Below are 12,689 nucleotides of genomic sequence, written 5' to 3' on the forward strand. Positions count from 1 at the left end.
ACTGACTCTATTGGATCTGTACACACTGGTCATCCCTCTTCTTGATCGTCGTATCTGGCCAGTTCGATTATCTCTACTTCCCACTCGTGGGTTGACCCTCGCGTTCGAAACTCCCAGGCACCGCGCACGTCCACATCAGCCTCGACGGCCTTCTCGACCACCTCGGCGAGAGCGGCCTCGAAGTCGTCGGCGCTGGTAATCGAACCGTCACCGGGTTGATCTCGTGTCATGATAGGTGGGCCACGATCCTTGACCCGAAGATATGGAAGCAAACCCACGACCACATCCACACAACTGGGTCACACTTCGCGCAGGGCGTTCGGTCCCTCTTCGCCAAGGGACGCCACACCCATATCTCTGCCGTTTTGCATGGCACACCATGCTATATACTCAGGGCTGGTAGACCATGCTGCCTATCTTTACACGTCTCGAACTCCAACGACTAGCAAGGAATGGCAGTCATCGCGCATCTTCGGATCCCGGCCGACTCGTTCGAACTCGGCCGGATCCTCGAACTGGAAGAAACCGGGACGATCGAACTCGAAAACATGGTCCCGCTGGGGGAGAAAGCCGTTCCGTTCTTCTCAGTGAGTGACGCAGTCCGAGAATCGTTCGAGCAAAACGTCGAGAATCACCCGTCGGTCGAACGCATCATAGAAGTGACGCGCCACGACGACGAGCGGCTGTATTCGCTGGACTGGAACATCGGCCGCGACGTGTTCTTACAGGGGATTATCGATCTACAGGGACAGCTCCTGAGTGCTACTGGAACGCTCAATACGTGGGAGTTCGAGATTCGGTTTCCCACGCACGAGGCGCTCAGTGAGTTTCAGGAATACTGCTCGAACGCCCACATTCACCTCGAAGTCGGACGCATCTACAATCCCGTCCGTCCGGGAACCGGCATGTGGTACGGGGTGACAGAAGCCCAGCGTGAAACGCTGATGCGCGCTGTTCAGGGTGGGTACTACTCCATTCCACGGCGAATGTCCACGCAGGATCTGGCCGATGATCTCGGGATCTCCGATCAGGCCGTCACAGAACGACTGCGCCGGGCGATCGAAACGCTCACCGAAAACACGCTCATCGCAATGGAAGAGGAGCTCGCCGAAGAGTTCGAACAGCCCCAAGAATCCTGATCGCCACAACCCTCTCAACTCGGGCGAGAGGACTACTGGCCCGGGTGTTATTGAATAACAACCTTGTCCACCATGCAGCGAAAGGAACCGTTTGGGACGCCTGTATAGGTACGTGAGACTACACATGGGGTTTGATGACATAACCGAAGCCCTTGGGGGTCGAGCGCGGCGGCAGGTGCTTGTGGAACTTCTGGATCACAATCCGGTGGACCAACCAGAGGTGATGACGAAGGATAATGTGCAAGAGGCCGAGGTACGGGAGCTGCAGCTTACTCACACGCATCTCCCAAAACTCGATGACATGGGCTACATTGTGTGGGATAGGGACCACGGGACTATCGTAAAGGGGCCAAATTGGGAAGAGATCGAACCGGTGGTTCGATTACTCAGCGACAACAGGGACCAAATCCCCAACGACACGTTCTAATACTCTCAAAAATAACTATTTGTCTGCTGCTGAACCCGTGCTGTGTATCCTGCACGGCCGAATACATCATCCAGATTTGATAGGACTCAGGGCACTAACTACGCAGGCGTAGTGAACGGATAGTTCAGTTTGGATGGGGCGAAAGAAACGGCATGAGAATCGTTCTATGACACCATCCTATGGATGGTAAATAGCTACACTCGTATCGGCGTCTCAGGCAGATAGTTCAGAAAGTGAGGGGTATGTATTTGATATACAAATCGCAAATGAAGGGAATAGGCGGGAGCTATACGTACTTGAACCAGAACTCTTTGATGATTCCGCTATCGACCCGGACGACCAAGACCGCATTTTCGAAGTACGCTCTTGTGTAGCACTTTGTTGATTTCACAACGTGGCTTTGATGGCGTGTTTGAGCGCCTCTCTTCCTGGTTTCCGCAGTAGCTTTCGTCGAAGTTGGAACGCTCGGAGATACTGTGTGAGCTTGTCCTTAGAGATGCCTCGATGAGGCGAGAGCCACGGTCGCAGCAGCGATCCGTGGCTCTCGCAGGTATTGACGTGAACGTCGTCGTCCGCATATTCGCCGTCGCCGTGGACGACGTATTCGCGGTCGAATGCGTCGTCCTCATTGAGTGGATCGTAGTCACGAAATCCGTCGGTGTAGACGGTCAGTGGCTCCTTCTCGCGGTTTGCGAGAAGGAGCCGAATCGTCGATTCGTCGGCTGATTTCGCTGGGATCACGTATCGATCGCCGGTGCCACGATCGACGATCGTGAACACCGGCGGTTTGTCTTGATCGTACGATCCTCGCCCACGCGTGGACAGGCCACGCGAGCGCGACTCTTGGTCGCGCTCGCGGCCTTTCAGCCCTGCAGAAACGTAGACTTCGTCGATTTCGACCAGACCAACGAGGTCGAGCGAAGGTGCGTCGAGCGCCTTCGTGAAGCGCTCGACGCGCTGGTAGATCGTTTTGTACTGGACGTCGATTTCTAGCTGGAGTTGGCGAAGACTCGTGTTAAACCGGAGAAACGCGTAAATCGAGAACAGCCACTTCCTGAGCGCAACTTTCGAATGGGCAAAGATCGTGCCGGTCTTGTCGTTGAACGTGCGGTCGCAATTCTTACAGAGATAGCGCTGAAAGTGCCCATAGCTGCCGTTCTTGACCGTCAGGTCAGAACGGCAGCGAGGGCAAGTAACACCGTTACGCCAGCGAACCTGCTCCAACAGGTCCGCTGCGACCGATTCCGAGCCAAACACATCGAGCGGAATCATGCCTAACGGACACCGCTGACGCGGTGTCCTTGCTCTCTTCGATTCCACAGCGATAGCTGAGCAGTATCAACAATCTTCTACAGAAGAGCGTTCGAAGTATTCCAACGGCCGCATACACGTGAAGAACACGCTGGAACAGGAGCTGGGCTCGCACTCTGTCGACGGATCGTCGAGCGTCACGATGGCACGATCTGGGTCGAGTCTGGACCAGACGATGGAGCAACCTTCTCGTTTACACTCTCGGCAGTCGATCCGTGACTTTGCGCGAGTACTGTGCAGAAATACCGTATAACAGAGTTGGAACTATACATTATTTATCCATACAGCTTACATATATAAGCTGATCGAGTCGTCTCACGTAGACTCGCACTACGCAACTCATTCATATCCTACTATCTGGAGTTATCTTCGTGAGGGGTCTATATGATAATGGATCGGTGCGCTGGGTTGTCGGTTTGTTTGATCAATCTCACCACTTTTATCCGCAAACCCTCTGCAGTCTGTATGAGCGTTTTCGGTGAATTCTTCGTTCCATCGAACGCATTTGCACTGCACGAAACACTGGACACCGTCTCCGATATGGTGATCGAAATCGAACGCGTCGTTGCTACTGAAGAAGTGCTTACACCGTACTTCTGGGTTTCAGGAAGGCATCCAACGCGGTTCGAAAACGCAGTCGCTGACGATCCGTCCATCCAAAACCTGGAGCAACTGGATCAGTTCGAGGAGTCTGCGCTATACCGTGCCGAGTGGACTAGTCATATCGAATCAGTCGTTTACATCTACACTGAGATCAAAGCCGTCGTTCTCGAAGCCACCGGAACTGACGAACGGTGGGAGCTCCGAATTCGGTTTGACGACAGAGAACAACTCGACAAATTTCAGGACTACTGCGAGGATAACGGAATCGCGTTTAACCTGCAACAGCTGTACGATCTTTCACAGCCGAAAACCGGCGGACAATACGGTTTGACCCCGAAACAACAGGAGGCCCTGGTGACAGCATGGCACAAAGAATACTTCGAAACGCCGCGTGAATCCTCACTTGAAGAGGTAGCTGATGAACTGGATATCACCCAACAATCGCTATCTAAACGATTGAGCCGAGCCCATCACTCCCTGATCGGTAACACGTTGATCATCGAATCAGACTCTTCAAACGCGCAGCTGTGAACCGCCTCGGAGCCAAACCCCGTGGCATTCGCCTCGACTCCCTGTGAACATACGCACCCTGATTTAAAGATGTGATAGTACAGCCCCTGTTACTCTCCCGCTAGCAGTCAATGCCCATATGCGGCGATCACAGGAATTCCCATGACCCGTGAAAAACCATCGGTAGATTCGTTGCTGGAAACGCTTACAAACGAGTACAGACGCCACACGCTCTCAATCCTGTACAAAGAGAATACGCTGAGTGTGCACGAACTTGCGTCTCGAATCAAAAAACGGGCTGATTTCGACAGCGGCTATAGAAGGAAAACGGTGGAGGAGATTAGAATAGTTCTATGTCACGTTCACCTTCCGAAACTTGTCGACACCGATCTGGTACAGTACTCACACGAATCGTCCAAGGTAGCCCTGAACGAGAACGGAATCAAAAAGCTACCACGGGTTTCAGAACTAATCCAGTTCAACCAAGACTTTGGGGCGTGAAACGGTAATTCTACGTCGCCTATCCCGAAGCTGCGAACACCCGAGAAAGCTTAGGTTGTTTAGACCTATTCGATAGAATCGAGGAACTCGTCTAACGTGTCCGTGAGTTCATCGATTTGCTCTCCGTCTTCTTTCGTAGAATACCGGACGATAAAGACGTCCTTCTCGTTCGCTTCACGGGTCGAATCGACGCCCTGGATGCCTTTCCAAATTCCCGCGACCTCTACTAAGCCGTACGTCTCGTGTTGATACGTCTTCTCGCGTTCAATGACTGTGTCAGCTCCGATACTGGGTAGATCGTCAGAATTACTCATCTGTATCCGTGCCTAGTGACTGTTTTTTCATCTCTACCCACCCCTGTGCAATCACTGTAATCTTGAACTCCCCGAATAAAAATCCGATGGAACACGATTGGATCCTTTCAAGCAGGACGTCAATTTGTCGAGTAGGGTAGTAGAGCGTGTCATAGAAAGCGTCACGTACGAAGCAGCAGGGTGCGGAAAGTGTGTCCAGCACCAGCGCAACCCTGCAAGACGTAGCTTCGGTAGACGACTTCTTGAATGTCGCGGCTACCGAGACAGTACCGCTGTTCGAGCACCTTGAGTTCGAGTTTCTGCTGGAGTACGACGTGTTCGCCCCCGATTCGAGGGGGCGAACACGAGTCCACCAGCCACCAGACCTCTTTCGCGGCTTTCTCCACTGCTACTACAAGGATATCTACGGCACACGACCGGTTGCACGAGAACTCCAGCACGGCCTCGCTTGGTACTACTGCGGACTTGAGAAACCGCCATCGAGAGACACGATTGATCGGTTTCTCACTGACCTCGAACACGTCATCGACGATGTCTTCGACAGACTCGTCGAGCAGGCCGCCGCCCGCGGCCTGCTCGACTCGACGTACTCCATCGATTCGACCCACGTCGAAGCGATCCAGTACAACGACGCTGCCTCATGGAACTACGATCCAACAGCCGAAGAGTACTACTACGGCTTCGGTTGTACGATCGTCTCAACCGGCGCAAAGATCCCGATCGCGGCGGAGTTCACCCAAGCCAAACATGCAGACCAAGAGACGGCGATGCGCGTCACCCGTGACGCGCTCGCCGTCGATACACCGATCTGGATGCTTGGAGACAGCGCCTACGACATCCTCGATTGGCACGACCACCTGCTGGCCGCAGGGGTCGTGCCAATCGCCCCATACAATCCACGAAACTCTGACGATCCGAAAAACATCGAGTACAGGGCCGAAGACCGAATCGAGGAACACAGCGAGGACGTTCAGCTGAAACAATCTATTCTGGACGAGACGTACAACAACCGAACAGGAGTCGAACGAACCAACGATGCAGTCAAGGACTGCGGCCTCGGGCACGTTCGCGCCCGAGGCCGCGTCCATGCATGAACAGAAGTGTTCGTTGCTCTGTGTCTTCGGATCGTCATTGCAATCACCAACTACGAGCGAGGACACGATCCGGGACGTGAAATACTCAAGCTATGAGTTGGATTCTATGACACGCTCTTGAAGCGTACATCGAATCCCAAACAGGACAGTGAAACGATCCAACACGTTCGACGTAGCGCCCCGTTCGCCGCAGGACGAGGAGCTTCTGTCTCGCGTGTTGGACGCTTCGGCCTGTCTGTGGAACGAACTCACGTACGAACGCCGTCAGCGATTTTTCGGCGAGCTTGACGGAAGCGTCTGGGACACCCCGCGCGTCCACGGCCGGTACATAGGCGTTCTCGGATCGGCTGCCGCGAAGGAAATGAAGCACAAAAACGACGAAGCGTGGCGCTCGTTCTTCGCGGCCAAGGAGAAAGGGGAACCCGCAGGGCCGCCGGGGTACTGGGGCAACGAGGAGGACGGCCGCACCCTTCGCTGGTACGGTCGGTGCGACCAGTACACGCTGGAACTCGGTGACCGCTCCCGTCTCGAAATCCCGGTCGGGAAGGAACTCAAGGACGAGTTCGGACTCGGCCACACCGAACGGCTGCGCCTCGAAGTGCGCGGCCGTCCCAAGTGGGACGGCAAGCCCGGTCGGTTGGAACTGTACTACGACGAGTTGGACGACCGATTCAGAGCCATTCAGCCTGTCACAACGGACAATTCTCGACAGGATTCACCACTGGCGGACGAAACCGCCGCTTTGGATATTGGTGCAAACAACATCGTCGCCTGTACAACCACGACCGGTCAGCAGTACCTGTACGAAGGGCGCGACCTCTTCGAGCGGTTCCGCGAGACGACTCGAACGATTGCGGAACACCAATCGAAGGTGAAGCGAGAAGAGGGGCGGTACACGTCGAATCGGATTCGACGCCTGTACCGCCGACGGACGCGGCGGCGCGACCACGCCATGGACGCGCTGGCTCGCGACCTCTTCGAGCGACTGTACGAGGAGAGCGTTTCGACGGTGTACGTCGGCGACTTAACCGACGTACTGGAAACGCACTGGTCGGTGCGGGCGAACCAGAAAACGCACAACTTCTGGGCGTTCCGCGCATTCATCGACCGCCTGACGTGTACCGCCGAGGAGTTCGGCATCACCGTCGAAGTCCGCCCCGAAGCGTGGACAAGCCAGACGTGCCCGAACTGCGGTTCGACCGACCGCACGACTCGGCATCAGGACACGCTCACCTGTTCGTGTGGCTTCGAGGGACACGCGGACCTCTCCGCGTCGGAGACGTTCCTCCGACGCCACGCAGCAGACGTACCACGGCCGATGGCACGGCCCGTATGCCTCAAGTGGGACGACCACCGATGGTCGGCGTCACCACGCGCTCACCGTCCCAACGAGGAGCATACAGACCAGAGTATCCTACGGTCGGCGTAGGAGAAAGTTGCCTCCGTGGAGGCTGGTGCTGATGCCAGACCCCCAACGCGAGGAACCCCACGACTTCAGTCGTGTGGAGGATGTCAATTCTGAACCACCAACACCGAAACTGGGAGTCGGCTACAAGACGCCTCGAGAGATAACGGCCACGTCACGGGTGACTCGTCGACACCTCTCTGTTCCAAACGATCGTAGCAGAGTCTCGATCGTCTCGTACGTGGAGTGGATTCTGATCGAACTCACACATGATAGCCTCGCTGCCGAGTACCGGTCGTCACATCTCTGGGGCATCAAACGCACACAGTATACCGCAGAGAACTCTCGAGGAGAGGTCTTCTTAAAACATCACTACGATGCTCGACTTGGTTGGCATATCGAGACACTCGGTCGGGAGGAACTTCGAACAGAGCTCGTGAACAGGTTGGCACGATCTCGTCCAGAGACATCAGATCCGGATCTCGATGCACCGTGTCGATGTGACCGTTTCGTGCTCAAACCGATCAGATAACTTCGCTAACAGCAGAATTCGAATTGACATCCAGGAGTAGAGAAAAATCGAGAAGAGTTGGCGGTAGTCTGAAGTACATGGACTCCGAACAAGGGAGTATGGATGATACGAATCGCATTCGTCCTGACGGTGGGATCGACGTCTTAGATCCACCACCGACGGACATCATGGACGAAGAGACGCTCGAGCCAGCAAGGCTTGCACAGAACGCGCCCAGGCTCGAAACAGTCGTTCAACTCCTCAATCAGCCGGCGTTGGCACGTGTGTATGTTTACGTCTGCTACTGGGGTCCGGTTTCGCCGCCGGAAATCATGGACGACCTCGAGCTGTCGAAGTCGACGACCTACGAGTACGTCGATCAATTGGTCGACCTCGGTCTCATCGATCAAGATGACTCAACGCGTCCGCAGCAGTTGACCGCAGATCCGATCATCATCGTCGAGCAGTACGTCCCCATCGTTATCACGCCGACGGTCTTGCACGCACTTGCGCTGGAGGAAGTTGACGAGGACGTCGAGTACTTCATGGACCGCTACGGTGCTGGCAAACTCATCGCTGCGCTGCGGGGTGCAGGATTACACTTCGCGGGGAAGACGACTCAGCGGATGGTCGCGACCGATATCGACGTTCGTGAGACCGAAGCGATGATGATCATCTACGCACTCGAGCCAGCACTGACTGTTGGCCGAACCCATGATCCGTTCTTCGAGCATCTGTTTCCGGATGTCCACGATCAGATGGATCTTCCGTCTCTTGACGAGGTAGATGGAGCCCCAGCAGAGTCAAATTCCCACGAGTGAGGACGTTGGATGAGCCGAGACAATCTACTCTCTTCCGAACAAGACGTCGTCGTCGACGCAAACGTCTTCTTTGCGATCGGTCACCCATCGAATCCGAAATACGCACGCTTCCGGAGTGCTGTCCGGAACGCTGGTGTCGTGTGCAAACTCCCTCAGCGTGTTATTGGAGAGCTTGGTGGGCCAAAGACGGATCGCGTACAGGCGGCTCTTGATGAAGGATGGGCCGAAATCATCGATGCATCATCGCCGACAGATGGAGATGCTGTTGCAGCAAGTGATATCGCCACGAGAACGATCGCGAACGAAACCGGCAAGCCAGAACACGAGGTCGAAAAAACAGATGCAATCCTCGCGGGACTGGCCATCCAGTATGTCAGAGACCACTCAACAACGGGCGTGGTCGTACTGACCGATGATAAGCCAGCTCGAAAAGGAATCGAAAATGCAGTCACCGCACAGGGCTATACTAATGTAATCTCCGTCTACGGTCTAGCAGATATCATTGGAGACGATTCCAGTGACTCAATGCGATTGATCTGAGTATCGCAACGACTCAGTCTCTCTCGGACAATTCCGTCGAGAGACGATTGAGGCGCTCCTGTGCAGACTCCTTGCGAGACTGTGTGATTTCAGGAAGGTATTCGGCTTCGCAGAGCTCGCTTGCTTCGACAGTGATCTCGAGAACTGCCCTCTCGTGTTGCCCTTCCGCCGGTAGTCTCGTTACGTCGACGTCGAACTGGTCGACAGTTTCGTCGTCGTCCTCGAGTAAGAGCACCGCTGTTTGTCCGTCAACGATCCGATCGACCGTCGCAATGTAGGTCTCAGTCATTAGCCGTCTAGTGGTGCTGGAGCCACGTCAATCAGGTGGGTGACCGACGCTTGTGTGTCGTCATCAGCTGGTTTCTCTTCGAGAAGATCCGCGGCCTCAGTCGAGAACTCGTGTTCTGTCTCGAGTTCAACATCGGTCCCGTCGGTGGTGAGCACGACGTCGCCGTGGACGGCAGTCCAGTAGGTCTCGATTCCCCGATCAGCGTAGTCCTCGAGAACTTCGTCGTGTGGATGCCCGTACTGGGAGTCGTATGCACTCGAGATAATCGCTATCGCTGGTGTGACTTCATTCATGAACGGCGTTGTCGAGGACGTCGACGAACCATGATGTCCTGCTTGATACGCGTCTGCCTCGAGGCTGTCATCGTGTTCGTCGACCATCCGTTGTTCTGCATCAGCTTCCACATCGCCGGTCGTAAGATAAGAGAACTCACCAAATTCGATCGCGAGTGTTACGCTGTTGTAGTGAAGGTCTGAACCCGAGTCACCCGTCGGTGGGTTGAGAACATCGACGTTTGCATCTCCGAACTCGATGTGATCTCCCTCTTCGACGATCAATAGTTCAACGTTGTGTTCGTCAATCGCGTCGAGATATCGCTCGTACGTCTGACTCGTGTGTGCAACACCAGAGTCATAGGCTGCGCCGATACCGTTACGTTCGGTTTCGTAGTGTTCGATGATTGCATCGTGGCCACCAATGTGGTCAGCGTGACCGTGGGTTGCGACGAGATGATCGATCCGATTGACATTCTGGTCCTCGAGGTACGCGATCACCTCGGAGCCACCCTGCCGCCAGTCGCCGGAGTCGATGAGCATCGTCTCACCGGATGGTTCGATTAGGAGCGTGGCATCAGCCTGGCCGACATCTATGTGGTGAATCTCGAGTTCGCCGTCGATATTGGGATCATCACCCGAGTCAGAGTCGTTCGTTTCGGCATCGTCGGATTCGTCTGAATCAGGTTTCGCTTCATCGGTTTCTGAATCGTCGTCAGTAGCGTCTGGATCGGTCTCCTCGAGGTCGTCATCTGCGTCGACTGTCGGATCATCGGTCCCTGTCCCAGTTCCGTCAGCACAGCCCGCAAGAGCGAGCATCGCTGCGACAAGAACGACCAAGAGAAGTCGTTTCATTAGTGTGTGATTCGACTGCTATCACATGATCGTTCGGGATTCTTTATCAGTCAATAGTGGTGAGATTGGATTATTCGGAGTGGGGCGTGACATTCACGGTAAGTACAGGTGAAGCAGTTACCGAAGCCACAATCGATCTATCCCGAATATGTTAAAACCATCCGCTGTATATAGAGGAGACATCCTGTACAAACATTCTCATTTGTTCCACTTAATATACTACAGATAAATAATGAGTAAAATGTGCTTATATGGATTTGATTTATACATCCATCAGACTAAATTGGCGTATTGCCACGGTAAATGAGCCTACCAGAATTACCAACAACAAAAGAACAGATATTTCCATCGGAACAAAACCAGTAACTTCCAATGACCCTGGGGAACCGTTCGATTCGTCAGGAAACCTGTAAATTCCAGTCCACAACTGTAACGGCTCCCGTGATTCGCTCGGAATCGCGGTGCCAATCGTTCGATGGATAACAACGAACGCGTGCCCGAAGTGGTGACTCACGTCGAACAGATACAGGTGGTACGTTTCGTAGGTGTCCCAAGCGAAAATCCGCACAGGAATGTATATGAAATAGAGCACAGGGATAACCAGCGCGCCGAGCGTGGTCTGCAAACGATCCTTGGTAACCACTGCGAGCGCGAGACCGACCGCAGTAACAACCGACGCTCCGAGCAAGGCAAACATCATTGTTCCGGGCAGAAGCACAAAGACACTCCCAGGAATCGCTGACGCACGAATGTCGGCGAATTGAATGAGCATTACTGCGGTCAGCAGAAGGTTTGCCAGCGCGACGATCAGCGCAAAGCTGACAATGCCGAGGAAGGTGCCCAGGAGCACTTCCCATCGTTTGACCGGTTTACTGAGAAGGATTCGCAGAGACCCCCGTTCGCATTCCGTACCGAGCGTGAGTCCACAGAATACCGCACAGAGTGCCAAGAGTGGGATAGCAACTCCCAAAAAGATCGACATGAGAATAAAGTTCTCGTGGAGCCATGCTTCCTGTTGAGCCACCGTGTGGCCGATTGCTTCACCTTCCAATGTCGGTGCGATTCCAAGCGCGAGGAAAATCGAGACGCCGAGAAACGGGATGAAATAGGCCAGTAACAATTTCGGGTTCGAAAGATCGGCAAATGTTTTGCGATAGACGGCGATGACACCCATCTCACGTCTCCCCCGTTTCTTGATTGATCATCTCAAGAAATGCGGTTTCTAACCCGTCTTCTCGGGACACGGATCGAAGACCGATTCCAGCGTCGCCTGCGATTGTCGTAAGATCGATGGGGAATGCATCTTGATCCTCAACGAAGACCGTCAGACCTGCCTCATTATTAACTTCAACGCTCTCGACTGACGAGCAGTTATTCAATAAATCCTGAAGTTGTTGGTCGTTCGTGGATTTGACAGTATACGTTTCCAAGAGTCCTGCAGTGATTTCTGACAGCGGACCAGACATGACGACCTGCCCGTCGTTAATGATGGTCACTCTTTCGATAAACTGTTCGAGTTCGGCCAGAACATGACTGCTCACGAAGACCGTTTTTCCTTGATCGGTGAGGTTCCGTAGCGTCTTGATGATCGATGCCCGTCCCTGTGGATCAAGTTCAGCCGTCGGCTCATCGAGAATGAGTAAGTCGGGATCATGCACCATCGCCTGTGCGAGACCGAGGCGACGCTTCATGCCACCGCTATAACCATTGATCGGTTGATCAGCAGCATCCGCGAGGTCAAGCCAGACCAACAGTTCATCAACGCGTCCAGAGAGATTACCGTCCAGTCCAGCTACTTTCCCGATATACTGAAGGTACGATCGTGCCGTCATCGACTCATAGAACACTGGCTTTTGCGGCGCATAGCCGAGTTGTTCGAGAGCGGCGTGCGATCCCACAGGCTCTCCCCCAATCGTCGCCTCACCAACTGTTGGGGTAACAACGCCGACAAGCATTCCCATGGTCGTTGATTTACCCGCTCCATTCGGACCGACAAATCCGTGAATACTTCCCTCCTCCACCGTCAAGTCGATACCACGGACCGCCTTGATGTCGCCGTAGTGTTTGGTCAAGTTCGTCGCTTCGATCGCGGCCATC

14 protein-coding genes and 2 pseudogenes are annotated in these 12,689 nt (G+C 54.3%); 9 read left to right on the top strand and 7 right to left on the bottom strand.

The window, feature by feature from the left end:
- Window positions 1–29: 29 nt before the first annotated feature.
- Window positions 30–230 (bottom strand): hypothetical protein, encoded by a 201-nt coding sequence (locus tag EA473_RS19335; RefSeq protein ID WP_124197280.1) that lies wholly within the window; start codon window positions 228–230, stop codon window positions 30–32.
- 222 nt (window positions 231–452) lie between these two features.
- Here EA473_RS19335 and EA473_RS19340 point away from each other — a divergent pair, with 222 nt between their 5' ends.
- Window positions 453–1,139, top strand: coding sequence for a helix-turn-helix domain-containing protein (locus EA473_RS19340; RefSeq protein ID WP_124197281.1), 687 nt, complete (start codon window positions 453–455; stop codon window positions 1,137–1,139).
- Between the two features lie 124 nt (window positions 1,140–1,263).
- On the top strand, window positions 1,264–1,566 hold the full coding sequence (locus EA473_RS19345; protein WP_124197282.1) for a DUF7344 domain-containing protein: 303 nt from the start codon (window positions 1,264–1,266) through the stop codon (window positions 1,564–1,566).
- 387 nt (window positions 1,567–1,953) lie between these two features.
- Here the strand turns inward: EA473_RS19345 and EA473_RS19350 are convergent, their stop codons facing one another.
- Entirely contained in the window at window positions 1,954–2,838 is an 885-nt protein-coding gene (locus EA473_RS19350; protein ID WP_124197283.1) for an IS1595 family transposase, read from the bottom strand.
- A gap of 84 nt (window positions 2,839–2,922) precedes the next feature.
- On the opposite strand from EA473_RS19350, the pseudogene EA473_RS19355 reads away from it, so the two are divergent.
- The 3 genes and pseudogenes from EA473_RS19355 to EA473_RS19365 all read left to right on the top strand — a co-directional run.
- Window positions 2,923–3,096 (top strand): annotated as a pseudogene (locus tag EA473_RS19355) (ATP-binding protein); the annotation flags it as partial.
- Window positions 3,097–3,342: 246 nt separating this feature from the next.
- A complete protein-coding gene (locus tag EA473_RS19360) occupies window positions 3,343–4,011 on the top strand; it encodes a helix-turn-helix domain-containing protein (protein WP_124197284.1) in 669 nt (222 codons plus the stop codon).
- A gap of 141 nt (window positions 4,012–4,152) precedes the next feature.
- Window positions 4,153–4,491 carry a DUF7344 domain-containing protein gene (locus EA473_RS19365; RefSeq protein ID WP_124197285.1) on the top strand — a complete coding sequence of 113 codons (339 nt, stop codon included), beginning with the start codon at window positions 4,153–4,155 and terminating at the stop codon, window positions 4,489–4,491.
- Between the two features lie 65 nt (window positions 4,492–4,556).
- On the opposite strand, the gene EA473_RS19370 is transcribed toward EA473_RS19365, so the two are convergent.
- On the bottom strand, window positions 4,557–4,805 hold the full coding sequence (locus tag EA473_RS19370; protein WP_124197286.1) for a hypothetical protein: 249 nt from the start codon (window positions 4,803–4,805) through the stop codon (window positions 4,557–4,559).
- A 191-nt stretch (window positions 4,806–4,996) separates the two neighbouring features.
- Between EA473_RS19370 and EA473_RS19380 the strand changes: the two are divergent.
- From EA473_RS19380 to EA473_RS19395, 4 genes and pseudogenes are all read left to right on the top strand, one after another.
- Window positions 4,997–5,995 (top strand): annotated as a pseudogene (locus tag EA473_RS19380) (transposase).
- A gap of 52 nt (window positions 5,996–6,047) precedes the next feature.
- Window positions 6,048–7,328 carry an RNA-guided endonuclease InsQ/TnpB family protein gene (locus EA473_RS19385; RefSeq protein ID WP_124197288.1) on the top strand — a complete coding sequence of 427 codons (1,281 nt, stop codon included), beginning with the start codon at window positions 6,048–6,050 and terminating at the stop codon, window positions 7,326–7,328.
- 585 nt (window positions 7,329–7,913) lie between these two features.
- Window positions 7,914–8,636: a DUF7437 domain-containing protein gene (locus EA473_RS19390; protein WP_124197289.1), complete on the top strand. Its 723-nt coding sequence runs from the start codon at window positions 7,914–7,916 to the stop codon at window positions 8,634–8,636.
- Between the two features lie 9 nt (window positions 8,637–8,645).
- Complete coding sequence (locus tag EA473_RS19395) at window positions 8,646–9,176, top strand: hypothetical protein (RefSeq protein WP_124197290.1); 531 nt, start codon at window positions 8,646–8,648, stop codon at window positions 9,174–9,176.
- 13 nt (window positions 9,177–9,189) lie between these two features.
- On the opposite strand, the gene EA473_RS19400 is transcribed toward EA473_RS19395, so the two are convergent.
- From EA473_RS19400 to EA473_RS19415, 4 genes are all read right to left on the bottom strand, one after another.
- Window positions 9,190–9,465 (bottom strand): DUF3006 domain-containing protein, encoded by a 276-nt coding sequence (locus tag EA473_RS19400; protein ID WP_124197291.1) that lies wholly within the window; start codon window positions 9,463–9,465, stop codon window positions 9,190–9,192.
- On the bottom strand, window positions 9,465–10,592 hold the full coding sequence (locus tag EA473_RS19405; RefSeq protein ID WP_124197292.1) for a ComEC/Rec2 family competence protein: 1,128 nt from the start codon (window positions 10,590–10,592) through the stop codon (window positions 9,465–9,467). The genes EA473_RS19400 and EA473_RS19405 overlap by 1 nt, the downstream gene beginning before the upstream one ends.
- Window positions 10,593–10,854: 262 nt before the next feature.
- A complete protein-coding gene (locus tag EA473_RS19410) occupies window positions 10,855–11,766 on the bottom strand; it encodes an ABC transporter permease (RefSeq protein ID WP_124197293.1) in 912 nt (303 codons plus the stop codon).
- Between the two features lies 1 nt (window position 11,767).
- Window positions 11,768–12,688, bottom strand: coding sequence for an ABC transporter ATP-binding protein (locus EA473_RS19415; RefSeq protein WP_124197294.1), 921 nt, complete (start codon window positions 12,686–12,688; stop codon window positions 11,768–11,770).
- Window position 12,689: the final 1 nt, after the last annotated feature.

This window comes from Natrarchaeobius chitinivorans (assembly GCF_003841505.1).
Taxonomy (GTDB): domain Archaea; phylum Halobacteriota; class Halobacteria; order Halobacteriales; family Natrialbaceae; genus Natrarchaeobius; species Natrarchaeobius chitinivorans.

Excerpts from the sequence above, each read along its gene's own strand:
- EA473_RS19335 (WP_124197280.1), bottom strand. The coding sequence starts at position 230 with ATGACACGAGATCAACCCGGTGACGGTTCGATTACCAGCGCCGACGAC.
- EA473_RS19340 (WP_124197281.1), top strand. The coding sequence starts at position 453 with ATGGCAGTCATCGCGCATCTTCGGATCCCGGCCGACTCGTTCGAACTC.
- EA473_RS19345 (WP_124197282.1), top strand. The coding sequence starts at position 1,264 with ATGGGGTTTGATGACATAACCGAAGCCCTTGGGGGTCGAGCGCGGCGG.
- EA473_RS19350 (WP_124197283.1), bottom strand. The coding sequence starts at position 2,838 with ATGATTCCGCTCGATGTGTTTGGCTCGGAATCGGTCGCAGCGGACCTG.
- EA473_RS19360 (WP_124197284.1), top strand. The coding sequence starts at position 3,343 with ATGAGCGTTTTCGGTGAATTCTTCGTTCCATCGAACGCATTTGCACTG.
- EA473_RS19365 (WP_124197285.1), top strand. The coding sequence starts at position 4,153 with ATGACCCGTGAAAAACCATCGGTAGATTCGTTGCTGGAAACGCTTACA.
- EA473_RS19370 (WP_124197286.1), bottom strand. The coding sequence starts at position 4,805 with ATGAGTAATTCTGACGATCTACCCAGTATCGGAGCTGACACAGTCATT.
- EA473_RS19390 (WP_124197289.1), top strand. The coding sequence starts at position 7,914 with ATGGACTCCGAACAAGGGAGTATGGATGATACGAATCGCATTCGTCCT.
- EA473_RS19395 (WP_124197290.1), top strand. The coding sequence starts at position 8,646 with ATGAGCCGAGACAATCTACTCTCTTCCGAACAAGACGTCGTCGTCGAC.
- EA473_RS19400 (WP_124197291.1), bottom strand. The coding sequence starts at position 9,465 with ATGACTGAGACCTACATTGCGACGGTCGATCGGATCGTTGACGGACAA.
- EA473_RS19405 (WP_124197292.1), bottom strand. The coding sequence starts at position 10,592 with ATGAAACGACTTCTCTTGGTCGTTCTTGTCGCAGCGATGCTCGCTCTT.
- EA473_RS19410 (WP_124197293.1), bottom strand. The coding sequence starts at position 11,766 with ATGGGTGTCATCGCCGTCTATCGCAAAACATTTGCCGATCTTTCGAAC.
- EA473_RS19415 (WP_124197294.1), bottom strand. The coding sequence starts at position 12,688 with ATGGCCGCGATCGAAGCGACGAACTTGACCAAACACTACGGCGACATC.